At 60.5% G+C, this 22,863-nt stretch carries 21 protein-coding genes; 7 read left to right on the top strand and 14 right to left on the bottom strand.

Features of this window, described 5'->3' with window-relative positions; genetic code table 11:
- Positions 1–137: 137 nt before the first annotated feature.
- Positions 138–1,259: a DUF3500 domain-containing protein gene (locus F4Y38_07350; protein MXY49105.1), complete on the top strand. Its 1,122-nt coding sequence runs from the start codon at positions 138–140 to the stop codon at positions 1,257–1,259.
- 17 nt (positions 1,260–1,276) lie between these two features.
- Here F4Y38_07350 and F4Y38_07345 read toward each other — a convergent pair whose 3' ends face one another.
- Both F4Y38_07345 and F4Y38_07340 read right to left on the bottom strand, forming a co-directional pair.
- On the bottom strand, positions 1,277–1,639 hold the full coding sequence (locus tag F4Y38_07345) for a hypothetical protein (GenBank protein MXY49104.1): 363 nt from the start codon (positions 1,637–1,639) through the stop codon (positions 1,277–1,279).
- A gap of 23 nt (positions 1,640–1,662) precedes the next feature.
- Positions 1,663–2,766: an ABC transporter substrate-binding protein gene (locus tag F4Y38_07340; GenBank protein ID MXY49103.1), complete on the bottom strand. Its 1,104-nt coding sequence runs from the start codon at positions 2,764–2,766 to the stop codon at positions 1,663–1,665.
- A gap of 236 nt (positions 2,767–3,002) precedes the next feature.
- Between F4Y38_07340 and F4Y38_07335 the strand changes: the two genes are divergently transcribed.
- Complete coding sequence (locus F4Y38_07335; GenBank protein ID MXY49102.1) at positions 3,003–4,463, top strand: sulfatase-like hydrolase/transferase; 1,461 nt, start codon at positions 3,003–3,005, stop codon at positions 4,461–4,463.
- 78 nt (positions 4,464–4,541) lie between these two features.
- Here F4Y38_07335 and F4Y38_07330 read toward each other — a convergent pair whose 3' ends face one another.
- The 5 genes from F4Y38_07330 to F4Y38_07310 form a co-directional block, all read right to left on the bottom strand.
- The gene (locus tag F4Y38_07330; GenBank protein ID MXY49101.1) at positions 4,542–5,456 is read right to left on the bottom strand and encodes a phytanoyl-CoA dioxygenase family protein; all 915 of its coding nucleotides are present in this window, start codon (positions 5,454–5,456) and stop codon (positions 4,542–4,544) included.
- A 49-nt stretch (positions 5,457–5,505) separates the two neighbouring features.
- Positions 5,506–6,600, bottom strand: coding sequence for an ABC transporter substrate-binding protein (locus F4Y38_07325; protein ID MXY49100.1), 1,095 nt, complete (start codon positions 6,598–6,600; stop codon positions 5,506–5,508).
- A 32-nt stretch (positions 6,601–6,632) separates the two neighbouring features.
- Complete coding sequence (locus F4Y38_07320) at positions 6,633–7,727, bottom strand: ABC transporter substrate-binding protein (GenBank protein MXY49099.1); 1,095 nt, start codon at positions 7,725–7,727, stop codon at positions 6,633–6,635.
- Positions 7,728–7,866: 139 nt separating this feature from the next.
- Complete coding sequence (locus tag F4Y38_07315) at positions 7,867–8,748, bottom strand: DUF3883 domain-containing protein (protein MXY49098.1); 882 nt, start codon at positions 8,746–8,748, stop codon at positions 7,867–7,869.
- Positions 8,749–8,964: 216 nt separating this feature from the next.
- On the bottom strand, positions 8,965–9,750 hold the full coding sequence (locus F4Y38_07310; protein MXY49097.1) for a phytanoyl-CoA dioxygenase family protein: 786 nt from the start codon (positions 9,748–9,750) through the stop codon (positions 8,965–8,967).
- Between the two features lie 370 nt (positions 9,751–10,120).
- Here F4Y38_07310 and F4Y38_07305 point away from each other — a divergent pair, with 370 nt between their 5' ends.
- From F4Y38_07305 to F4Y38_07295, 3 genes are all read left to right on the top strand, one after another.
- The gene (locus tag F4Y38_07305) at positions 10,121–10,357 is read left to right on the top strand and encodes a hypothetical protein (protein ID MXY49096.1); all 237 of its coding nucleotides are present in this window, start codon (positions 10,121–10,123) and stop codon (positions 10,355–10,357) included.
- Positions 10,358–10,442: 85 nt separating this feature from the next.
- Positions 10,443–10,745 carry a hypothetical protein gene (locus tag F4Y38_07300; protein MXY49095.1) on the top strand — a complete coding sequence of 101 codons (303 nt, stop codon included), beginning with the start codon at positions 10,443–10,445 and terminating at the stop codon, positions 10,743–10,745.
- 88 nt (positions 10,746–10,833) lie between these two features.
- Positions 10,834–11,076: a hypothetical protein gene (locus tag F4Y38_07295; GenBank protein MXY49094.1), complete on the top strand. Its 243-nt coding sequence runs from the start codon at positions 10,834–10,836 to the stop codon at positions 11,074–11,076.
- Between the two features lie 15 nt (positions 11,077–11,091).
- Here the strand turns inward: F4Y38_07295 and gatB are convergent, their stop codons facing one another.
- The 7 genes from gatB to F4Y38_07260 all read right to left on the bottom strand — a co-directional run bounded on the left by gatB (position 11,092) and on the right by F4Y38_07260 (position 19,226).
- Positions 11,092–12,609 (bottom strand): Asp-tRNA(Asn)/Glu-tRNA(Gln) amidotransferase subunit GatB, encoded by a 1,518-nt coding sequence (gene gatB / locus F4Y38_07290; GenBank protein MXY49093.1) that lies wholly within the window; start codon positions 12,607–12,609, stop codon positions 11,092–11,094.
- An 11-nt stretch (positions 12,610–12,620) separates the two neighbouring features.
- Positions 12,621–14,177 carry an Asp-tRNA(Asn)/Glu-tRNA(Gln) amidotransferase subunit GatA gene (gatA, locus tag F4Y38_07285; protein ID MXY49092.1) on the bottom strand — a complete coding sequence of 519 codons (1,557 nt, stop codon included), beginning with the start codon at positions 14,175–14,177 and terminating at the stop codon, positions 12,621–12,623.
- Between the two features lie 29 nt (positions 14,178–14,206).
- Positions 14,207–15,982 (bottom strand): VCBS repeat-containing protein, encoded by a 1,776-nt coding sequence (locus tag F4Y38_07280; GenBank protein MXY49091.1) that lies wholly within the window; start codon positions 15,980–15,982, stop codon positions 14,207–14,209.
- 141 nt (positions 15,983–16,123) lie between these two features.
- Positions 16,124–16,399, bottom strand: coding sequence for a DUF4321 domain-containing protein (locus F4Y38_07275; protein MXY49090.1), 276 nt, complete (start codon positions 16,397–16,399; stop codon positions 16,124–16,126).
- 12 nt (positions 16,400–16,411) lie between these two features.
- Positions 16,412–17,170 carry a CDP-diacylglycerol--serine O-phosphatidyltransferase gene (pssA, locus tag F4Y38_07270; GenBank protein MXY49089.1) on the bottom strand — a complete coding sequence of 253 codons (759 nt, stop codon included), beginning with the start codon at positions 17,168–17,170 and terminating at the stop codon, positions 16,412–16,414.
- The gene (locus F4Y38_07265) at positions 17,167–17,808 is read right to left on the bottom strand and encodes a phosphatidylserine decarboxylase (protein MXY49088.1); all 642 of its coding nucleotides are present in this window, start codon (positions 17,806–17,808) and stop codon (positions 17,167–17,169) included. The genes pssA and F4Y38_07265 overlap by 4 nt, the downstream gene beginning before the upstream one ends.
- Positions 17,809–17,816: 8 nt before the next feature.
- The gene (locus F4Y38_07260) at positions 17,817–19,226 is read right to left on the bottom strand and encodes a trypsin-like serine protease (protein MXY49087.1); all 1,410 of its coding nucleotides are present in this window, start codon (positions 19,224–19,226) and stop codon (positions 17,817–17,819) included.
- A gap of 502 nt (positions 19,227–19,728) precedes the next feature.
- Between F4Y38_07260 and glnA the strand changes: the two genes are divergently transcribed.
- Positions 19,729–21,144 (top strand): type I glutamate--ammonia ligase, encoded by a 1,416-nt coding sequence (glnA, locus tag F4Y38_07255; GenBank protein ID MXY49086.1) that lies wholly within the window; start codon positions 19,729–19,731, stop codon positions 21,142–21,144.
- 97 nt (positions 21,145–21,241) lie between these two features.
- Positions 21,242–22,819, top strand: a complete 1,578-nt coding sequence (locus F4Y38_07250) for a hypothetical protein (GenBank protein ID MXY49085.1) — start codon at positions 21,242–21,244, stop codon at positions 22,817–22,819.
- Positions 22,820–22,863 lie beyond the last annotated feature (44 nt).

Here is a 22,863-nt window from a genome sequence, read left to right as displayed (position 1 = left end):
AGGGCAACAAGTTTAATTTCATTGCCTGAGCGACCCAATATCATCGTCCTGATGTCCGGCCAGCAACAGCTCGACCTGGTGAGTTGCTTCGGACTGAACGAGATGTGCCGGACACCGCACATCTTTCTGAGGAATGTATGAATAAGGCGGGATTCATGAATCGTGTGTTGATTTGCCTTCTCGGTGCAATGATGGTCGTTGCCGCGTTTTTCGCCTATCTGTTGTTTCGCCCGGATGTTGGGACGCGGATTTTCTTTGGAACGGGCCCCTCATCGGTAGAAATCAAGTTCAAAAACGATTACGAGGTCCCTGTTGCAGACAAGAAAACCGAGGCCATCGTGGCAGCTGCAAGGCTCTTGCTGGATTCGCTGGACGACAGTCAAAGACAGGCGGCAACATACCGGTTTACCGATAACGCACAGCGCTCGAACTGGTCCAACTTACCCGAGGGCATGGTTCCGCGAGGAGGTGTAATGCTCGGTGTGCTCTCTGAAGCACAGCGGGCGATTCTGGATGAACTTCTTGGGGAACTGCTGAGTGAAGCCGGTATGGAGAACATCACGCATCAACTGGCCGCGGAAGACTTGCTGATCTCTGGAGACGTACTCGGCGTCATGAAGTACGGCAGCAGGTATTTCACCGCTGCTTTTCTCGGTGAACCGTCCACTACTGAGCCCTGGATGTTCCAGTTCGGAGGGCATCATCTCGCCATAAACGCCACCGTATTCGGACCGAACGTTTCCTTTTCACCTATGCTGACAGGCGGCCAACCGCTGCACCTGCACCTGGACGGAGACGACATCTTCGTTACGCGAAAGGAAACTGCGGCGGCACAGGTGTTCATGGAGAGCCTTACGGACAAACAGAAAGGACAAGCCGTGCGTTCAGATCGGCCCATCGACCTTCTGCTGGGGCCGGGTAAGTATGGTGTTACCGTTGCGCCGGAAGGCATCAGGGGAAGCGAACTGACCGCCATGCAGAAAACGTTGCTCCTGGATGTCATTGAGGCCCGACTGGGTTTCATGAACAATGACGATTATGCACAGAAAATGAAAGCCGTGGAGGCCGATATCGAGGACACGTACTTTGGATGGTGGGGACGGCAGAATGTCCCGGGCGCAGCGTATTTCCGCGTAACCGGCACGTCCATCGTACTCGAATATGCGGTTCAGAACGGCGAGGACACCGTAGATCACGTTCACAGCATGTATCGAGAGATGGATAACGACTACGGTACCGCATGGATCGGGGCCGAATGAATCCTGCGAGCGTGTTCTTACGTCCAGGCGTTCGCTAAAACCGGCAGGTTGTCAATTTGAACACCGATTTGAGCGCCGAATATAGCCTCCGAAACACTCAGCTTTTGTCCATCCAGCCGCTTGACCGGTTCGGGTACAGCCAGGTTGTATGCTCCCAGAAATGCCAGCAGGTCGAGTTTGTACCGGTAGGCATCGGGATTACGGACGTAGAAGTCATGGTCCGTATAGATCCTGTAGACGTACAGCTGACCCTGCGAAGTAACGACGAAGTTCCGATTGGCCCCGGGCTCCAGTTCGCGTACATCGACAGGTTGAGTCAGGCCGTAGTGGTCCGCCAGGTAAAATGCTAGGGAGGTCACATGCGGGTCATGGTTGGTCATTTATAACCTCGGTGGTTGATTGCCTACCTCGCTAGCCAGGTACTGAAGCGTTCGATCAATTCCTCGCCGTTATCGCTCCACCAATTCCAGTCGTTGAATAATGCCCGGGCTGTGTTCTCCGGAGTTGTCGGCATGTGTGGCCTCATGTTCACTCCTGATTCCGCATGTGTCGTAATCAGGGGTATGGCGGATCGGCGAGTGGGACTGTAGGAAATGTACCTCGTTAAACCCGCCATGGATTGAGCCGTGGTCGCGAAATGAACGAAAGCTTTTGCATATTCGAGATTTTTGGTACCCGCGACGATGCCTAAACCACCCGAATCCAATACCTGCCCGTCCCAAACAATAACGAATGGCTGGTTTTCCAGGATCTGGGCATTGAAAATCCGGCCATTGTAGGCCGTAGTCATCACTACCTCTTCGTCGGCCAGTAACTGTGGTGGTTGTGCGCCGGTCTCCCACCAAATTATGTAGTCTTTAATGGAGCCAAGTTTGCGGAATGCACGCTCTACACCCTCGGGTGTATCCAGGACTTCATAGACTTGGCTGACGGGAACACCGTCGGCCATAAGCGCGAATTCCAGATTCACCAATGGCGAACGACGCATTCCCCGCCGTCCCGGAAAACGATCCAAGTCGAAAAAGTCGGCGATGGTCGTCGGCTTGTCGCCTTGAATGCTCTGTTCGTTGTAAGCGTACACGGTAGACGCGAAACGCATGCCCACACCACATTCCAGTATCGTTCCGTCCATGAAGTCTTCTCTGGCTGGAGTTCCATCCGCACCATCAGGGAACTCCTCTATAGAGAGGGGCACCAGCAGTCCTTCGTCGCAACCCCTTACGAAATCCGATATTTCCAAATTTACAACGTCCCAGTATACGTTGCCTGCGGCAACCTGGCTGCGGATCTGCGCCAGTCCTCCGTTGTAGTCTTCATAGTCGATCGCAATACCTGTTTCCCGGGTAAACCTTTCGTGATAGGCTTTGATACTGGCACGAGAAAAAGCACCGCCCCAACTTACTACCGTCAGCTTCTGAGCTTCTGAGCGTTCGATTCCGCATACCGCCATAACCGCAGCAAGTAAAACCGCGAAGGCAATTCTACTTCTTTTTCGGATCAGACACATATCTACGCCCTGAAGTTCAAGGAACAAGCACTCTTTACTTAACACAATTTGTCGGAAACGCTGGCGACTGATTATACATGGTGTCCTGATTGAGCGCAATGTGTGCCTTCAATTCCAATCTTGGCCTACGAGTAGTACATGGCACTTGTTAACTTGACCGGGACATCAGGTTTAGATTCATTACTTCATTGCTGAGTTTGTTTATGTATGGACGTGCTAGTTGAGAGGAGCACCCATTGCCAAAGCGACCCAATATCGTCGTCCTGATGTCCGACCAGCAGCGGCTCGACACGGTGAGTTGCTACGGGCTGAACGAGGTGTGCCGGACGCCGCACATCGACGCCCTGGCCGCGCGCGGCGTGCGCTTCGACTGGGCGTTCACGCCGACGGCGATCTGCTCGCCGGCCCGCGCCTCCTTCTACACGGGTCTCTATCCGCACAATCACGGGGTGACGGCCAACGGACTGTGTATACGCGAGGGCGTGCGGGGCATAAATCACTACCTGTCGGATGCAGGTTATCGCTGCGGATACGCCGGCAAGTGGCACGTGGACCAGGAGACCGGTCCGACGGGCTACGGGTTCACGGGCAAGGACTTCATGGGTTACGGCTTCCCCGGGGGGAATCTGCTGCCCGGTCTGCAGTTCGGCGGCAGCCTAAGCAGTCACAACCATTACGCCGACTTTCTGAGAGAGCACGGTTTCGACCCGCCGCCCACGGTTTCGCACCGCTACGTCGGCACCAATCCCGCGAACCAGCGGCAGGAGATGTTCGCCCTGCACGAGGGGCCGGTCGAGTCGTGCATCGAGTATTACGTCGCCGAGGAAGCCATCCGCGTGCTCGACGAGGTGGCCGCCGGCGAGGAGCCCTTCTACCTGTGGGCCAATTTCTGGGGACCGCACAGCCCTTCGCTGGTCCCGGAGCCGTACTTTTCCATGTACGATCCGAAGGCTATACCGGAACACCCGGGATACGCCGAGACCTTCGAGAATAAGCCCTACCGCCAGCAGCTGATCGAACACATGTGGGGGCTGGGCGACTACGGCTGGGAGGGATTCCAGGAAATCGCGGCGCGCTACTTCGGGCACTGCACACTCATCGACGACATGGTGGGACGGGTCGTGGCGCACCTGGAGAAACTGGGCGAGCTCGACAACACCATCATTGTATATACGTCCGATCACGGGGACTGCCTCGGCGCGCACAAGCTGATCGAGAAGGGCGAGTTCATGTACGACGAGATCTACCGCATTCCCCTCGTCATCGCCCATCCCGAATGCCAGGCACCCGGCACGGCCTGCGGCGAGTTCGTCTACCTCCACGAAATCATGCAGTCATCCCTCGACGCCGCGGGTCTCGATGTGCCCGCGGATCTCGACGGCCAGTCCTTCCTCCAGGCCATCGAGGGACGTCCCTTTTCGAACGGCCGCGAAGAAGTCTACTGCGTGTTCGACCGCCATTTCACCGTCGCCAACCAGCGGATGGTCCGCACCCGAAACCACCAGTTCACCTTCAACGCCACCGATCCCGGCGAGTTGTACGATCTGAAGCGCGACCCCTATCAGCTCGACAACGTGTACGGCGATCCGGCCTACGACGCCGTGCGCCGGGACCTGAAAGGGCGGATGGAACGCTACATGGAGGAGTTGGGAGACCCGCTACGGGGGTGGTTCGGGAAGGTTAAGGGGGCGTATTGAGGCGTCGTAAGGACCGCCGAAGTAGAACGGGTCGAGCGCTCGGGGAGAGTAGGTCGACACAGGCGGTGCCCGTGTTGCTCAGCCCGGCTCCCTCGCCTCCGCCCATTCGCGGAGCGGTACGTCGTCTTTGTCTTCCGACATCCAATGCCGCGACGCGGGATGGTAGCCCGGGTCCGGTCCCATCGGATCGCCCTTCGGGGAAAGAGCGCCCAGCAGCTGCCGCCGGACGGGCGAGCTTCGTTCGATGAGCCCGGGGTCCTGCTCGTTGTAGTCGGTCGGCCGAAGCCAGCGGTAATGGTACCCCACGTGCATGATCTTGCGCGTCTTCCGCGAGAGGTTGGGGCCGACGCAGTGCCACACCGCGGTGCGCCACAACACGGCCGAACCGATGGGCAGCCTGAGTTCGACCGCCCCTTCCGGATCCGTCCCGTTTTCCCGCTCCCGCAGTTCCGCGGGCCTGCGCCGGTGACTGCCCGGCACCAGCCACAGGTTGCCGCAGTTGGATCCGGTCATGTCGTAGAGCACGTAGAAGACCTTGATCTCCATGAACGGAAGGCGTCCATCGAGGGAAGGCCCCAGGAACAGGTCGTCGCTCGCCAGATCGGGATGCCAGCCGACGTTGCGGTACCCCGCCTGGTGGTCTTCGCCCTTGCCGACGCCCGAAATGCGGCCCTTCAGGTCCTCGGGATAGGGCGGCCGGTAGTCCAGGTGCGTAGTACGGATCTGGATGTTACAGCCGATGGCGTCCACCACCAGGGGCAGCATGCGCGGGTGGTCGATGAGATCGAGAAAGGCCTCGTGATGGGCCAATGCGTTGCGCACGGCATAGGGGTCATCGGGGCCCAGTTCCTTCTCTGATCTTATCCGGTCGCCCACCTCGTCGATGGCCGCAAGCAACCGGTCGAGTTCGGCCTGGTCGAAGAATTCCTCGAGAACTATAAAGCCCTTCTCGTCAAAGTCTTGGGCCTGCTGGGGCGTCATTGCAAGGGGCATTTAGGTCTCCTCACCGGGCCGGTGGCCGGTCGTGCGATGGAGTGTTAAATCACCGCGCCAGCCACGTGCTGAACCGCTCGTTCATCTCTTCGCCGTTGTCGCTCCACCATTCCCAGTCGTCGTGCGGCGCGCGCGCCGCGTTCTCCGGACTCGTGGGCATGTGCGGTCGCATGTCCACCCCCGTCTCGGCGTGGGTCGAGATCAGCGGCATGGCGGAACGGCGCGTCGGGCTGTAGGCGATGTACCGGGCGAGGCCGGCCATGGACTCCGCCCGGCTGGCGAAGTCGAGAAACCGGCGTGCGGCTTCGAGGTTGCGCGTGCCTTCGACGATGCCGTACCCGCTCGTATACAGAATCTGGCTGTCCCAGAGTATGATGAAGGGTTGTCCCTCAAGCTCCTGGGCGTTGAAAATACGTCCATTGGCTGCCGTGGTCATCGTCACCTCACCGTCGGCCAGCATCTGCGGGGGATGGGCCGCCGTCTCCCACCATACGATCTGTTCCTTGATCGTGTCCAGTTTGCGGAACGCACGGCGTACCCCTTCCTCGGTGTCAAGCGTGGTATATACATCCTCCCGCGGAACGCCGTCAGCCATTAGGGCAAACTCGAGGTTGGCCACGGGCGAACGTTTCATTCCCCGTCTGCCCGGAAACTTTTCCAGATCGAAGAAGTCGGCTATTGTGGTGGGTTTCACGTCGCCAATTCGCGCGTCGTTGTACGCGATCATTCTCGAAAAGAACAACTTGGTTACGCCGCATTCGGTGATCGTACCCTCGACGAAATCATCCGCCGCGGACGCGCCGTCGGCGCCCTTTGGCAGGTCGTCGATACTAACGGGAACGAGCAGCCCTTCGTCGCAACCCCGGACGAGTTCGGGCATATTCAGATCGACAACATCCCAGAACACGTTACCCATCTCCACCTGGGCACGGATCTGCGCCAATCCTCCGGTGTAGTCCTCCAGGTTTATGCCTATGCCTGTTTCCGCCTCGAACCGTTCGTGGTAGGCTATATCGCAGGCCCGAGCGTAAGAACCGCCGAAGCTGACGACGGTGATCGTCTGGTTCTGTGCGGATACCTGGCCCGGGGGATATGCAGAGAGCCAGGCCGATACCACCAGGGCCGACAGGACAATTCGAATCATGGGGCAACTGCTCGGTATACGGTCTTCTCTCTTCACCGGGCCAGCCACGTGCTGAATCGTTCGTTCATCTCTTCGCCGTTGTCGCTCCACCATTCCCAGTCGTTGTGCAGGGCGCGCGCCGCGTTCTCCGGTGTCGTGGGCATGTGCGGCCGCATGTCCACCCCCTTTTCGGCGTGGGTCGAGATCAGGGGCATGGCGGAACGGCGCGTCGGGCTGTAGGCGATGTACCGGGCGAGGCCGGCCATGGACTCCGCCGTGGCGGCGAAGTCGAAAAACCGAAGCGCGGATTCAAGGTTGCGCGTGCCTTCGACGATGCCGAACCCGCTCGTATCCAGGACCTGCCCGTCCCAAACGATGACAAAAGGCTGATCCTCCAGCACCTGGGCGTTGAAGATGCGCCCGTTGTAGGCCGTGGTCATCACCACCTCGCCGTCGGCCAGCAACTGCGGCGGATGGGCCCCGGTCTCCCACCATATGATGTGTTCCTTGATGGTATCCAGCTTGCGGAAGGCCCGGGCGATGCCCTCCTCGGTGTCCAGCGTGGCGTACACCTTGTCCAGCGGCACCCCGTCCGCCATCAGCGCGAATTCGAGATTGACCCGCGGAACGCGCCGCATGCCCCGGCGGCCCGGGAACTTTTCCAGGTCGAAGAAGTCGTCGACGGTCTTGGGCTTCATGTCGCCGATGCGTTTGTCGTTGTACGCAATAACCGTCGAAAAGAACAGGGTCGTCACGCCGCATTCCGAAATCGTACCTTCAACGAAGTCGTCCACGGCCGGCGTGCCATCAGCGCCCGGAGAAAAACCGTCGATGTTGATCGGAACGAGCAGTCCTTCATCGCAACCCCGGACGATATCGGCGATATTCATGTCAACTACGTCCCAGTATACATTTCCCACGTCCACCTGCGCGCGGATCTGCGCCAGCCCGCCGTTGTAGTCCTCGAAGTTGATCTTGATACCCGTTTCCGCTTCGAACCGCTCGTGGTAGCCCTTCTCGCAGGCGCGGGAGTAGGAGCCGCCGAAGCTGACGACGGTGATCGTCTGGTTCTGGGCCGATGCCTGGTCCGGGGGATATGCAGTGAGTAAGGCCACTGCCACAAGGGATGTACGTAGGATTCGGACCATGAAGGTATTACTCGGCATACGGACTTATCCCCGGTTGTTCGGAATGGAAACGCGATGGCCGGTAGAATGGACGGTTGGTTGACCTGATGACGCTAAGTTAGGTCAATTGGGCTGATTATCAATACAAAACGGGCAGGATTCAGGGGTAAGCCCTGTAAATTGCAGGCGTAAGACGAACTCGATCCTCCAGCGGCGGTTCCAGGCGGTAGGCTCGTGCCCTTCTCCGGAAATCGTATAACCTTACGACCCTGAAGATTTCCGGGTTTTCCTCGGATACGCTCAGTTCGTTCCTGGTAATGAAAAACGGGGTGGTCTTCGGACCGTTCGTCGTTTTGATCTCCAGCCAGCGCTCGCGGCTGGCCTTGTAACCTGTGCCTGAACCATGGAAAGACAGGATGTCGAAGCCGAAACCATCCCCATCGTCCCGGGCGACCCAACGTACATTGTCCGCAAGGTCCTGCCTGCCCAGCATGGACAACCTCTTCCTCTCCAATTCGAATACGAACTCCTCGCCTGCCTTTCCTAGCATTCGATTGCGGGCATCCCGTTCGGCGGGAGGTTCGAACTTCCGTACAATCCTGCTGATGTCTGCCGGCAATTGCGGATCTGTGACTTCCAGAGGTAACGGCGCGTCTACATAGACTCGTTCCGGGTCTACAATCTGTTCCGTATCAATGCGAAACTCGGGTAAAGGTTCCCCTACTGCGGCAGCCTCGCCCGTCAGAGACGCATAAAGAACAGCGTCATCATGAAGTCGTGCCTGCACCGCCTCGAACAAGGCCTGCTGAAAGTTGCTGTAAGGTTTGTACCCATTGATATAGGGAAGACCGAGAACGGCCAACACCGCGCTGATGTTCATGTGCTTGCGCTCAATCGATCCATGGTTACGTTCGATGGTGTGCATGAGCGCACGTCGATGCTCGGTCTTGTTGTAACGGCGCCCTTCGAGCTCGAGCGCGAGCATCTCGAAATAGTCTTCTACGATGGCGGCGATTTCGCTTTCAGACCAGTTACGGGGCATGGGGGCTTTGTGTGTCTTTAGTTGCCAGGCAACACCTTTGTCAAACAAATGCAACTGTTTGTAATCTTGAGGGTGCGCCCATGTTAACTATGCGCTCGTTTGTATGAAAAATGTATACCATGTCATCAAAAAACTTTGAAATCTTACAACATGGTTTACTCATTTCACATCTGCTTCAGTCGACTTCCACGCCTTTCCAACTGATTTACCTCACTCCTACTGCAAAAGTTCACCCGGAATCCTGGATCCTGGATACTCCATCTCAGGGTCGCGCTCGGCGATGATGGTCGGCACCGGATCGGTCCAATAGGCCGGCACGGTGTCGGGGCGCCGGTGCCAGGCCAGTACCAGAGTACGGCGCTCGTCGGTCAAGTTCCGATGCGCCGAATGCAGCACGCGGGCATCGGCCAGTACCAGGTCACCGGCCTTGACGCAGACCTCGACCTGGTCGGGGTGGTCGCTGAACATGGTGGGATGGTCTTCGGCAATGAAGCGGGCGCCCTGCTCATGAGCCGGCACCAGCTGGTCGTGCAGCGGGATGCGCTTCAGGTGGGTGCCCGGTATGATCTTCAGGCATCCGTTCTCTCGCGACGTATCGCTCAGGTAATACGATACGAAGATGATCTGCGGCCAGGGAGAGCAACTCATCGGATCGTTCCACTGCATCCAGTCCTGGTGCCAGTACAGTGCCGGTTCTCCCGGATCCTTGGTGAGAAGGATGACCCCACCGGTGCTGGCAAAGTCGCCCAGACCCATCTGTTCAAGGGCGCGCCGCGTGGCGGGCCAGTCGAGCAGCTTCTGAATGGTCGGGTTCTCAGTCCCCTGCGCGGTGACGTGCTGGCCCTGGTACCTGACATCGGGTGGCGGCACCCAGTTTTCCATCATGCGCTCGGTTTCGATACGCAGCTCCTGAAGGAAAGCACTGCCGAGGATATCGTCGACCACGCAGAAGCCGTCGCGCAGCAGTTGTTGGCGTTTTTCAATGGCCTGTTCGGGGAACATGGGATCCTCATTCTGTGAAGTGAAGCCAGGTACTTTCGATCAACCCCATCCTAGGATACGGTAAACAAGGTATCTACAAAGTATACACGAAACAAGATCGTCTAGTGACTCAACCGGAGATTCCCACCGCCGGATCGACCTGTTCCTCTCCTGTTTCTCCCGCAAAACACCTCTCGTCTTCATCCGCTTTCTGGATCCGCACTACAGTCGCCTCGGTTACTCAAGCCCGCACAAAAACCTCATTTTCACACGATTGTTTCCAGATTTGCTACGATTTCTACGACTGATTCGTAAAAGAGCGTTGGTCGCTCACATCGATTCGAAGCCCGAATGAGACCATTCACCCAAACTGCATGGGAGGATATTGAACATGGAACTTGCTCAGTTGCTCATAACCCCGGTCACATTGCTGACGGCCTTTATCTTTTTTTGGAAACAGACCAAAGCTATCAGCAACGAACTGAAAAGAGAGTTAAAGGAAGACATCAAGGCCGTTCGTAACGATGTTTCATCCATCCGGGAAGTAATGCACGACATGAACGGACGTCTCGGCCGCGTCGAGGGTCTGTTGATGACCCTGGACTTTGAAAAACTACGTAAGAAGTAGTCGAATTCCTTCTCGCGCCATGGCCGGGACGAGAATGGCTGGATCGATTGCCGGACTGTGTCCCTCACAGATTGGAGGGAAGATCATGGAAATTGCACAGCTTCTTGTCACACCAACCACCTTGTTGATGGCATTCATCTTCTTCTGGAAGCAGGCCAAAACCGGCAGGGAAGAACTGAGGCGGGAATTGAAGGCAGATATGAGGGATTTGAAGTCAGAACTGAAAACAGATATGAAAGAACTGAAGGAGGAGTTTAAGGAAGAAACAACATCGATTCGCAAGGAAGTCGCTTCCATTCGTGTAGAAATGCACGACATGAACGGACGTCTCAGCCGCGTCGAAGGCCTGCTGATGACCTCCGACGTCGCACGATCAAGCAATGAGTAACAAACGTCAACAAAGAAAAATGTACTGACAAACGGACCTGGAATAACCGCCAAACTGCGCCCCCAATCTAAGAGGAGGAATGACTCTGATGGAACTTGCCCAACTTCTCATCACCCCGGTCACGCTGCTGACGGCCTTTATCTTTATCTGGAAACAGACAAAGGCCATCAGCAACGAACTTAAGTCCGATATGAAGGAAATGAAGGAGGAGTTAAAGGGAGAGATCGCGTCCGTGCGCACGGAAGTTACCGCCATCCGGGAGGAAATGCACGACATGAACGGTAGGCTCGGCCGCGTCGAGGGCCTGCTGAAGATCACGGATTCCGGTTGATACCTACGAACGGTCTCAACCTTCCGCCAGCTTCTTCCGGAGCAACTCGTTCACCATCTTCGGATTCGCCTTGCCCTGGGTCGCGCGCATGACCTGGCCCATGAAGAAGCCGAGGAGCTTGGTCTTGCCGGCCCGGTATTCGGCCACGTCGTCGGGATGTTCGGCGAGGATACCGTCGACGACGCCTTCGAGTTCGCCGGTATCCGAGATCTGCACGAGGCCCTGTTCCTCGATGACCTTGGCCGGTGCCTTGCTGGTTTCGGCCATGATGTCGAGGACGTCCTTGCCGATCTTGCCGCTGATCTTGCCTTTCTTGATCTGTCCGAGGAGCTGGGCCAGGTGATCGGGTGGAATGCGGGCTTCGAGGGTCTCCTGGTCCATGCGGCGTTCGTGCTGGACACGCAGGAGTTCACTGAGCATCCAGTTGCTGACGGTGCGCGCGTCGCCGGCCGATCCTTCCATTGCTTCATCTGATGCTTCGCCGGCCGTTCCACCCGTTGCTTTGCCGACCGCATGAGAGACGCATGCCTCGAAGTAGTCGGCCCGGGTCCGGTTCTCCGTCAGTTGCCGCGCCATGTCCTGCGGCAGTTCGTACGCTTCGACGAAACGCTGCATGCGCACATCGGGGAGTTCGGGCAGGTCTTCGCCGATCTCGTCCACCCAGGATCGGGTGATCTCGACGGTGACGAGATCGGGGTCGGGGAAGTACCGGTAGTCGTGGGCTTCTTCCTTCGACCGCATGGGAAAGGTCTCCCGTTTCTCCTCGTCCCACAGGCGGGTCTGGCGTGCGACGGTGCCGCCGTCATCGAGCAGTTCGGACTGCCTGGCGATTTCAAATTCCAGGGCCCGTTCCATGGAGCGCATGGAGTTCATGTTCTTGATCTCGACGAGTTCGCCCAGGGGATCGCCGGGCTTGCGGATGGACACGTTGGCGTCGCAGCGCAGGCTTCCCTCATCCATGTTGCCGTCGCAGACGCCGATGTACTGCAGGATCTGCCGCAGCCGGGCGAGGTAGACCGAGGCTTCGCGGGGGCTGCGGATGTCGGGTTCGCTGACGATCTCCATGAGGGGCACGCCCGTCCGGTTGAAATCGATGTAGCTCAGGTCGGGATCGTACCCGGGTTCATTGTGGATGGACTTTCCGGCTTCTTCCTCCAGGTGGATCCGCCGGAGCCGGACGAAACGGGGGCCGTCTTCGCCCTCGATCTCGATGCCGCCGGCCAGGGAAATGGGCTCGCCCGCCCGGTCGTACTGCGAGATCTGGTAGCCCTTGGGCAGATCCGGATAGAAGTAGTTCTTGCGGGCAAAAGCGCTGGTTTCGGCCACACGGCCGTCCACGGCCAGAGCCATGCGGATCGTGTATTCGACGGCGCGGCGGTTCAGGACGGGCAGGACGCCGGGCATGCCGAGGCAGATGGGGCAGACGCGGGTATTCGGCTCACCGCCGAAGGCCACCGGGCATCCACAGAAGATCTTCGAGTTGGTCAAGAGCTGGGCGTGCACTTCCAGCCCGATCACGGACTCATACTTCATCACTGCGTCGCTCATGACCGCGTCGCCTCCTCGAAGGCAAAGGCCGCCCGCAGTATTCGCTCCTCGCCGAAATGGGGCCCGATGATCTGCAGGCCGATGGGCATGCCGCCGGGATCCGTTCCGCAGGGCAGGGAGATGGCCGGCACGCCGGCGAGGTTGATGGGCACGGTATATACGTCGGACAGGTACATCTGAAGCGGGTCGTCGATCTTCTCGCCGATGCGGAAGGCGGTGGTAGGCGTGGTGGGGGCCACCAGAAGGTCGACCTTTTCGAAGGCCTGGTCGAAGTCGCCCTTGATGAGCGTGCGCACGCGCTGGGCCTTGTCGTAGTAGGCGTCGTAGTAGCCGGCGCTGAGCACGTAGGTACCGAGCATGATGCGGCGTTTCACCTCCAGGCCGAACCCCCCGCTGCGGGTCGATCCGTACATGGCGTCCAGCCGGTCTTCGGGCGCGAGCGCTGGCGCGCCGACCCCGGTTCCGCTGTCGGCCGGCGTCGCTGGTGCCTCCGGCGCGACCCCTGATCCTCCGGCCGGCGCTTCAGTGGCCGACGCCCCCCCATCCTGATCACCCCGAAACCCGTACTTTACCCCGTCATATCGGGCCAGGTTGGAAGAGGCTTCCGCGGTGACCAGGATATAGTAAGCGGCCACGGCGTATTCGGTGTGGGGCAGGTGAACGCTTTCCACGCGGGCGCCCAGGGATTCCATGCGTTCGATCGCCCGGCTTACGCTTTCCTTCACGGATGCGTCGAGACCCTCGGCCAGATATTCTTCGGGCACGCCGATGCGCAGGCCGGCAATGTCCTGTTTTAGGGTGGCCGTGTAGTCCGGCACCGCTTCCGATGCCGACGTGGTATCCATGGGGTCGTGGCCGGCGATGACGCCCAGTAGCTGTGCGCAGTCTTCCACGTTCCGGGCCATGGGGCCGACCTGGTCGAAGGATGAACCATAGGCGATGATGCCGTAGCGGGAAACCCGTCCGTAGGTGGGCTTGAGTCCCACGACGCCGCAGAAGGCCGCGGGCTGGCGGATCGAACCGCCCGTGTCCTCGCCCAGGGCCAGGACCGCCGTGCCCGCCGCCAGGGCCGCGGCGGAACCTCCGCTCGAACCGCCCGGTACGCGGGAGGTGTCCAGGGGGTTCCGGCAGACGTCGAACCCGGAGTTCTCGTTGGAGGACCCCATGCCGAACTGGTCCATGTTGGTCTTGCCGACGATCACGGCGTCCGCCGCGCGTAACCGGGCGATGACCGTGGCGTCGTAGGGCGGCACGAATCCCTCGAGGATACGGGAAGCGCAGGTGGTTTCCAGGTCCTTCGTGCAGATGGCGTCCTTGATGGCGATGGGCACGCCGGCCAGAGGTCCGGTCGTTTCGCCGGCAGCGATACGACGGTCCACGTCCCGCGCGTCTTCGATCACCGCCTCCCGGTCGACTGCGAGATAGGCATTGATGGCGGGATCCTTTTCTTCGATAAGGCTGAGGACTTCCCTGGCCACCTCTTCCGCGGTGACCTCGCCGGACTGGATCCGCGGCGCAAGTTCGTGGGCCGCCATTTCGATTAAGTTTGCCACGCGTTACTCCAAATGCATAGTCGGCGTTTTTACCGCGCGATCAACAGGGTCACGCGGTGAGACTCCGCGCCCGGCAGTTCCATTGGCGCCCCGTGCGCGTCACGTTTCGTAAACGGATGGTGCATGACGATGTCCTGGCGGCCGTCCCGGTTTAGGTCCGTCATCCAGGCGAATTCCTCGTCGTTGGGCAGTTCGATCGTCACCTTCTTTGGCTCGTCCGCAAACAGGCCAGGGGCAGGCACGCCCTCGTAGATATGCAGTTCCCGGTGGGTCCACTCGATCAGCAGGTCGGCGCGGTCGTTTCCCGTCACGTCCCCAATGAACAGGTTCTTGTTGAACGCACGCAAGTACTGTTCGCGATCCCTTCGTCGTGCGTGTTTTCCGCCCTGGAGCACGACCTCCAACGGAACCCAACCCGGCTCCCGAGGACTCGGCGCGCCGTCCAGCTGGATGCGCCGCGTGGCCGTGGCGCGGTCCGGGATGTGGCCGTCGCGCACGTGGTAGGAGGCGACATTCAACCAGACGTCATCTCCCATGAAGCCCTTGATCCGCTTGAAGAGGCCGCCTTCGAGATACTTGTTCTCGATCGAAGTGACGACGAGGTCGTCTTCGCCGTCCCCGTCGAGATCGCGGCGTTCCATAGCGAGCTGGACCTGGTTTTCGGTCTGTATCGTGACATCCGGCATGGTCGCGAATTGGATGGGGCTGCCGGAACCGAGCACATCGGATCCGTTGCCACCAGTCCCTAACGTTCCATCGGGTCCGCCTGCGCCTTCGACTCCGCGCGCCCCAAAATACACTTCGTAAGCGGATCGTTTGTCCTTAATCCGTGCTCCCTCGAGGACGTAGACCACCATGTCGGCGATGCCGTCGCTGTTCAGGTCGCCGAACGAGTGAAGCGCGCGGCCCGTCATTTCCCCCTCGGCAAGCGAGGTAACATCATCGGTATCGAAAGACACGTCGGTGGTGAAATTCAATGGTTCGGGGTCGTAGAGGCCCTGTTCGTCCTGTACATGCGCTTCGAAGTGGTTTCCGTTCCAGGACACCAGGTCGACGCGGCCGTCGCCGTCACAGTCGAATTCGTGGATCCGGCTCACGCTCCAGGGGTCGAACCGGTAACCGTCGGCGCCGAGGATCGGATCCAGGTTGGGAGGTGGGCCGGTTTCAAACGGATCGGCGAAGGCGCCGTCTTCCAATTGGACGTAAATCTGGAAGCCATTGTCGCCGGTTACGACCAGGTCCATCCGGCCATTGCCGTTCACGTCCCGGGTGACGTCCACGTGCGGCACTTCACCTTCATGGGGAGCACGGAAGCCGGTTGCGCCGGACTTGACGGTCGTGACGGTGGCGGCGGGCATGACGGACACGAGTTCGTGTTCCGTGTCCGAACCGGGATCCCACGCGTTGAGCCGCCCCGGTTCGCCGATAATCAGGCGATCGCGGCCATCTATGCGGGCAATGTCGACGAAGGTCACACCGGGACGCAGCCGCGTATCCATCCGCAGTGCCCAGGTACCGTTCGCCGAGGACGACGTACGCGTTTCAGCTTCTCCCGGTCCGCCTTCACTAGGTTCTCCTTCGTAACCATAGATACGCAACCGTCGGCTGCCGTCCTCGTCAACCGTCACCACGGCCAATTCCGCTGTTTCACCACCCAGCAGGTATCCCGTCAGCACCGTCTGCCGGACCGCCGGGCCGATGTCGATTTCGTAGCTGTCGAATGCGTAACCGGCGGGTTGCGCGGCGGTATTTGCCTGGCCGGCGTGAACATAGCCGCCCGTGAGAAACAACGCGACCGCCAACACGATCGGCAGCTGGACGAGCCTAACGATCGAACGCAGCTCTATCCTCCTGTATGGCCGCCGCTGGTGGTTGTGTGTCGAGGGTAGGATAATTCGGAATGGATGGATGCCGCTTGAAAATGGTTTCGTCATCTCGTCAGGGTGCTAGTACCAGCGATAGTAATAGGTGGCGAAACCGATCCCGAGGAGGCTGATGAGGTTCACCTTGACCGTGAAGCCGAAGGTGACGGAGAGTATGACGAGCGGCAGTGTGGCGGGCGGGAAAGTGTAGACGAAGGCTTCCAGGAAGAACTTCTCCACCATGCTGCCGGGCATGAAGTATCCGAAGAGGAGTGCGATCAACTCACCGACCACCCCGCCGACGATGGCGCCTACCAGGATGTAGAACACCAGCAGACCCATCCCTTTACGCTGTGCCATGGCCGGACTCCCTTACTCTTCCACGGATAGCGCCATGTCCTCATCGTGACGGACCATGTGGACGCCCCAGGCCGCGATGCCGGAGAGGATGTACAGCAGCACGATGGGGAAGATCGTGAGCTGCGGATTCCAGACCAGGGCCGCCAGGGCCGCGGCGATGGCGATCAGCTTCAGGATGGACCACTTGCTCTTGAAGGCGAGGGAAGGCAGGGTACGGTAGGACAGGGGGCTGATCATGAGAATGGACAGTACGAGCATGAACCCCATGAACGGGCCTTCCAGGTGCAGTTCCTCCCATCGGTCCCAGCAGAAGATGACGTAGGACGCCACGGCGATGGCCGCCACGGGAATCGGCAGGCCCATGAAGTTATCCTTCTCCTGGTTGATCCGCTCCACGCGGCGCAGCGTCATCACGTTGTACCGGGCCAGGCGGATGGCGCCGCACATCAGGAAGAGGAGGCAGAGCACCCAGGTGATCTCGCCGAAGGGCTTCAGGGTATACACGAGGACCATGGGCGCGACCCCGAAGGAAATCACGTCCGCGAGGGAATCCAACTCGATGCCGAACCGGGTAGCCCCCTGGCTGAAGCGCGCGACCTTTCCGTCGATGCAATCCAGCAGGGCGGCGGCTATGATGAGCCACGGCGCACGACCGGGGTCGCCGGTCAGGGCGTTGAACCCGTCGATACAATAGAAGATGGCGGAAACCCCGCAGAAGATGCTGCCCAGCGTGAACACGTTCGGTAACGCGACGCGCATCCAGGTTTTCATTTAAGCACTCCCAGTATCGTTTCGCCGCCCCGGACCCGGTCTCCGTTCTTAACCCGGATTTCGGCGCCGACCGGCACGATGACGTCTATTCTCGATCCGAAGCGTATCAGGCCGAACCGGTCGCCTATACGCACCTCGTCGCCCTCGTTGACGTTGCAGACGATACGCCGGGCCACGAAACCGACGATCTGCTTGATCAGGATCCGGCCCTTTTCTCCTTCGATGCCCAGGACCATCTGGGCGTTGTCGCCCGAGGCCTCGTCCTTGAAGGCGAGTTTGAACTTCCCTTCGATCCGCCGGCGCAGTCTGACCACGCCGGTGATGGGAATCCGGTTGACGTGCACGTCCACGATAGACAGGAACACGCTGATCTGCGTGGCCGGTCCTCCGATAAAGGCGTCGTTCTCAATCTCCTCGACGGTCACCACCTTGCCGTCGCCGCCGGAAATCACCAGTCCGTCGCCCGGGGGCACCTGCCTGACCGGGTCACGGAAGAAGAACGCGACGAACAGGGCCAGGCCGCCGAAAACCGACGCCAGTATGATCCAGACCGCACCGGGGGCCAGGTAGCCGATCACCACGCTGACGGCCGCAAGCGCAGCCAGAGGGATGACCATGACCCAACCGTCGCGTACCATACTGTTCCTCACAACTCGGCGATATGCAGGACCAGGGGCATGAGGCGGCCGTCCCGCTCGACCTCCAGTTCGATGGAATCACCCACCAGGCTGCCGTACAGCGCTTCCCGCGCTTCGGGGTAGCTGGCGATCGCTTCCCCGTTGATCTTCCTGATCACGTCCATGACCAGGATGCCGGCCAAGTCCGCCGGGCTGTCCGGATCGATCTCGTTCACCAGCACGCCCTGTCGATTGACGATATTCAACTCCTGGGCCACGTATTCCGTGATGTCGATCACCGACAGGCCCGTCCAACCCCGTCTGGTTCCGCCGTACTGGATCAACTCGTCCGCGACGCGCCGGACCCGATCGATGGGTATGGCGAAACCCACGCCCTCCGAGCCGCCGCTTTCGGACAGGATGAACGTGTTGATGCCGATGACCTCGCCGAAGGCATTGACCAGCGGACCGCCGCTGTTGCCCGGATTGATGGTCGCGTCGGTCTGGATCATGTCCCGGTAGACCGTCCTCGACCTCTGCTGCCGGCGGAAGTTCCGTCCCAGCGCGCTGACCACGCCGACCGCCACGGCCGGCTGGGCGTCCTCCACGGCCAGGCCCAGCGGATTGCCGATGGTGATGGCCCACTCGCCGGTCATGATGTCGTCGGACCGGCCCAGCGCCGCCACCGGGAGGTCCTCGCCTTCCACGTGGAGCACGGCCAGATCCGACATGACATCTACGCCCACCAGGGTGCAGGCCAGGCTTCGGCCGTCAGTCAGGACGGCCCGGATTCGCCGAGCCGTATAGTCGCCAAGCTGAACCACGTGAGCGTTGGTGACGATGTAGCCCGTTTCGTCGATAATCACGCCCGAACCCGTGTTCGGCTCTTCGCGGGTGTACAGCCGCGGCACCACGAAATGGCCGAAGAAGGGATCGTCGAACATCGGGGAGAATCCGCGCCGCCGCATCTGGAACGTCGCGACGATGCTCACGACGGCCGGTCCCGCCCGTTCAACCGCGGATACGATGGACGTGCGCCGGGACGTGCTGATCGCTTCGTTGGCGGCGATCAGTCCCGCCGGCGAACGCCGGGATTCCGCGCGGGGATCCGCGATTCCGCCACCCCTCGGCGCCCCGAACGCACCGCTACGCCCAAGTGAACCGGACAGGCCCTCCGTCCCGCGCTGGCCAGGCTGGCCAGAATGACCATCCGATCCAGGCTGACCGGACGATGCCGGGCTTTCAGGTATATACGTTTGCGCCGAGTTCGCGTTCCCGGCCGGCCCCCCGCCGAGCGTGCTCAGTGCATCGGGATAGGCCACGACCAGGAAGACGATACCCAACAACGCGCCAACGAAGGCCGCCAGGATGTACCACACCGCCATCGGGGTCCGTCTGGCCGCCGCGTAGCCCGTATGGCGTTCTCCCAAGTTCTGCATCGATCGGCACCGGGCATCCGCACCGCAACCATGCAGGGCTGAACAACGCTGATTTCAGTCGGAAATGCCTGGAAAAGTCGTGCGTCTGAAAGACCCGGAAACACCATGCTCCAATCGGGTTTCCGGCTCCTGAAACAGTTACCTCATTATATGCGCGGAGGGGTAAGGAGTCAATACCTTTTTCCGGGGTCCGGAGCGCCGTCAACCGCGCCGCGACCGGCATGATACCGCGCCATAGACCGGCATGATGGGCGGTATCCGAACCGGGCCGGCAACGGTGAAATATCCACGAGGTGTAAAATAAAAAAAACGCGAATTAACAAGGATTTAACCTCGGGGAAACACTTGCGAAACAATGACCGTGTACATTAGATTCGCTAGGTTGTTCCAATGACTAAGTGTACGAAGAGGTGCCAATCGACGCGGTGATACGCCGGTCCTTTCAGGACCCGGTTTCCCGGTCATCGATTCATCGTATAATCAACAGGGAGGAGCTATACTCGTGACCCCAATTGACGTAATCGCATTCGCTAGGGACCAGGGCGCGGAAATGGTCGACTTCCGGTTCATCGACGTACCGGGAACCTGGCAGCATTTCTCGGCGCCGATCGAAACGCTGGAAGAAGACACTTTCGAAGAAGGTGTCGGGTTCGACGGTTCGAGCGTTCGGGGATTCCAGACCATCGACAAGAGCGACATGATCCTGATCCCGGACCCGCTGTCGGCCAAGATCGATCCCTTCATGGAGGCGAAGACGCTGATCCTGGTCTGCAACGTCAAGGACCCGGTGACGCTTGAAATGTACACGCGCGACCCGCGGTACGTCGCCCAGAAGGCCGAGGCCTACATGCAGTCCGTGGGCATCGCGGACACGGCCTACTTCGGTCCGGAAGCCGAGTTCTACATCTTCGACGACGTGCGGTTCGCCCAGAAGCCGAACGCCAGCTTCCACCGGGTCGACGCCGGCGAGGGCTGGTGGAACACGGGACGGGCCGAGAGCCCCAACCTCGGCAACAAGATCCCCTACAAGCGCGGGTATTTCCCCGTGCCCCCCAACGACACCCACCAGGACCTGCGCACGCGCATGGTGCTGACGCTCCGGAGCATGGGCATCGAGTCGGAAGTGCACCACCACGAGGTGGGCACGGCGGGGCAGGCCGAGATCGACATCCGCTTCAACACGCTGCTGCGCATGTCCGACGACCTGCTCATGTACAAGTACATCGTCAAGAACGTCGCCCGGCAGGCTGGCAAGACGGTGACCTTCATGCCGAAACCGATCTTCGAGGACAACGGTTCGGGCATGCACGTGCACCAGAGCCTCTGGAAGGAAGGCAAGAACCTCTTCTTCGAGGCCGGCACGTACGCCGACCTGAGCGACATGGCCCGGCACTACATCGGCGGCCTGCTCCATCACTGCGCCTCCGTGCTGGCCTTCGCCGCGCCGACGACCAACTCCTACCGGAGACTCGTCCCGGGTTACGAAGCGCCGATCAACCTGATCTACTCGCAGCGCAACCGAAGCGCCTGCGTGCGGATCCCCATGTACTCGAAGAGCGAGAAGGCCAAGCGGATCGAGTTCCGCACGCCGGATCCGGGCGCCAATCCCTACCTGGCGTTCACGGCCATGATGATGGCCGGCCTGGACGGCATCGAGAACCGGATCGAGCCGCCGGAGCCGATCGACCTCGACCTCTACGATCTCGAGCCGGAACAGGCCGCGGAAGTGTCCCACACGCCGCAGGACCTCGGCGAGGCGCTGGACGCCCTGGAGGACGATCACGAATACCTCCTCAAGGGCGACGTGTTCACGCCCGACCTGGTCGAGACCTATCTCGATTACAAGCGGGAGAACGAGCTGGACCAGATTCGCCTGCGTCCGCACCCGTGGGAGTTCGGACTCTACTACGACATCTAGTCCGGATCGCAGGGCAGTAGCGTTTCATCGTAACGCGCGCCTCCACCGTTTCGACGCGGGGAGGCGCGGTCTTTTTCAGGCCAGGCAGACCACGACCATGACGACCCTCTCATTTAACCGCGACGCGCTTTCCTCGCCGTTGCCGGCCGCAGTATCCGACCAACTGCGCGCCTCTGGATTCGAGCAACCGGAAGACGCCTGGCGCATGCTGGGACAGATCGATGCGCGGCTGGCCCCGCTTGGCGTGAGCGCCCCGGAGCACCTCATTCCGGCACTGGCCGAGGCGGCGGGCAGTTCCCTGCAACCCGACCGGGCCCTCATCAGCATGCACGCGCTCATTACGCGAAGCGGTGACACGCAGGTCCCGGCCCTGATGGACCTTCTGGCCGCGCCGTCGGAATCCCGGGACGCGCTGCTCACGATCCTTTCGGCCAGCCCTTACCTCACCACGACGCTCGTCCAGGACGTGGGATTCCTGCTCGACACTTTCGCGGGCGATGCGTGGCGCGCATTGCAGCCAGCGGAAGAACTGGACGCGGTACTGGCGGGCATGCTCGACGGCGTGTCTACGCCGGACGAGGCCATGAAACCCCTCCGCACGTTCAAGCAGCAGGCCTACCTGCGCATCGCCGTGTGCGACCTGATGCGGCAGTCCGGTACGCCGGCGGTCCTGGAACGGCTCACGGACGTGGCCGACCTCTGCCTCCAGGCGGCCCACGACGTGTGCGGCGCGAAACTGCAGGCCCGTCACGGCCGGCCGATGCTCGAGGGATCGAAGCCGAGCGGCTTCGCCGTCATCGGCATGGGGAAGCTGGGTGGCCGGGACCTGAACTTCAGCTCGGACATCGACCTGCTCTATGTCTACGATGTCACGAACGGACGCACCGAGAAGGACGGGACCTCCACCTACGAGTACTACCCGAAGCTCGCCCGGGCAATCACCGACCTCATCAGCCGGCTCACGCCGGACGGCCAGGTTTTCCGCGTCGACCTGCGCCTGCGTCCGGAGGGGAGGGCCGGCGACATCGCCAACTCGATCGAAGGCTACCGCTGGCACTACGAGATCCAGGGACAGGCCTGGCAGCGCCAGGCGCTCCTGAAGGCCCGGCACTCAGCGGGGAGCAGCGAGGTGGGAGGCCGGTTTCTCGACACGATCCAGCCCTTCGTGTTCTACCCCGCCCTCGACCAGCCGTTGATCCTGGAAGATATAAACCATATGCGGGAACGTATCGCGAAGGCGCTGATCGAACGGGGCAGCGGCGACTACCACGTCAAGCTGGGGAAGGGCGGCATCCGGGAGATCGAGTTCATCGCCCAGGGATTCCAGCTGGTGTACGCCGGGTTCCAGGGCTGGCCCTGGGAACGGGGCACCCGAAGGATGCTGACCGCGCTGGCGGAAAAGGGGTATCTATCCGATGAAGAGGCGTCCGACCTGGACGAAGCCTATCTCTTCCTGCGGGACCTGGAGAACCGCATCCAGATGACATCGGGCCACCAGACCCATGAGATCCCCCGGGAACACGGCGCACAGGCCGTCCTGGCCGGCATGATGGGACTGTCCGGCCCCACCCGCGACGAGCGGGAAGCCGGCCCCGGACGAATGCTCGAAGCCTACGGAAAACACACCGCTCGTGTCCACCAGGTCTACGACCGGGTCTTCTACTCGGCGATGTGACGGCACGATCGCACGCCAATTCGAAAAAACCTACCAGAACAACC

Source organism: Gemmatimonadota bacterium, assembly GCA_009838645.1.
In the GTDB taxonomy this organism is placed as follows: domain Bacteria; phylum JAAXHH01; class JAAXHH01; order JAAXHH01; family JAAXHH01; genus JAAXHH01.
This window is presented reverse-complemented; position numbering and strand designations above follow the sequence as displayed.

Bases quoted from the DNA above. Each gene is read 5' to 3' on its own strand.
- F4Y38_07350 (MXY49105.1), top strand. From the start codon at position 138: ATGAATAAGGCGGGATTCATGAATCGTGTGTTGATTTGCCTTCTCGGT.
- F4Y38_07345 (MXY49104.1), bottom strand. From the start codon at position 1,639: ATGACCAACCATGACCCGCATGTGACCTCCCTAGCATTTTACCTGGCG.
- F4Y38_07340 (MXY49103.1), bottom strand. From the start codon at position 2,766: ATGTGTCTGATCCGAAAAAGAAGTAGAATTGCCTTCGCGGTTTTACTT.
- F4Y38_07330 (MXY49101.1), bottom strand. From the start codon at position 5,456: ATGCCCCTTGCAATGACGCCCCAGCAGGCCCAAGACTTTGACGAGAAG.
- F4Y38_07325 (MXY49100.1), bottom strand. From the start codon at position 6,600: ATGATTCGAATTGTCCTGTCGGCCCTGGTGGTATCGGCCTGGCTCTCT.
- F4Y38_07320 (MXY49099.1), bottom strand. From the start codon at position 7,727: ATGGTCCGAATCCTACGTACATCCCTTGTGGCAGTGGCCTTACTCACT.
- F4Y38_07315 (MXY49098.1), bottom strand. From the start codon at position 8,748: ATGCCCCGTAACTGGTCTGAAAGCGAAATCGCCGCCATCGTAGAAGAC.
- F4Y38_07310 (MXY49097.1), bottom strand. From the start codon at position 9,750: ATGTTCCCCGAACAGGCCATTGAAAAACGCCAACAACTGCTGCGCGAC.
- F4Y38_07305 (MXY49096.1), top strand. From the start codon at position 10,121: ATGGAACTTGCTCAGTTGCTCATAACCCCGGTCACATTGCTGACGGCC.
- F4Y38_07300 (MXY49095.1), top strand. From the start codon at position 10,443: ATGGAAATTGCACAGCTTCTTGTCACACCAACCACCTTGTTGATGGCA.
- F4Y38_07295 (MXY49094.1), top strand. From the start codon at position 10,834: ATGGAACTTGCCCAACTTCTCATCACCCCGGTCACGCTGCTGACGGCC.
- gatB (MXY49093.1), bottom strand. From the start codon at position 12,609: ATGAAGTATGAGTCCGTGATCGGGCTGGAAGTGCACGCCCAGCTCTTG.
- F4Y38_07275 (MXY49090.1), bottom strand. From the start codon at position 16,399: ATGGCACAGCGTAAAGGGATGGGTCTGCTGGTGTTCTACATCCTGGTA.
- pssA (MXY49089.1), bottom strand. From the start codon at position 17,170: ATGAAAACCTGGATGCGCGTCGCGTTACCGAACGTGTTCACGCTGGGC.
- F4Y38_07265 (MXY49088.1), bottom strand. From the start codon at position 17,808: ATGGTACGCGACGGTTGGGTCATGGTCATCCCTCTGGCTGCGCTTGCG.
- F4Y38_07260 (MXY49087.1), bottom strand. From the start codon at position 19,226: ATGCAGAACTTGGGAGAACGCCATACGGGCTACGCGGCGGCCAGACGG.
- F4Y38_07250 (MXY49085.1), top strand. From the start codon at position 21,242: ATGACGACCCTCTCATTTAACCGCGACGCGCTTTCCTCGCCGTTGCCG.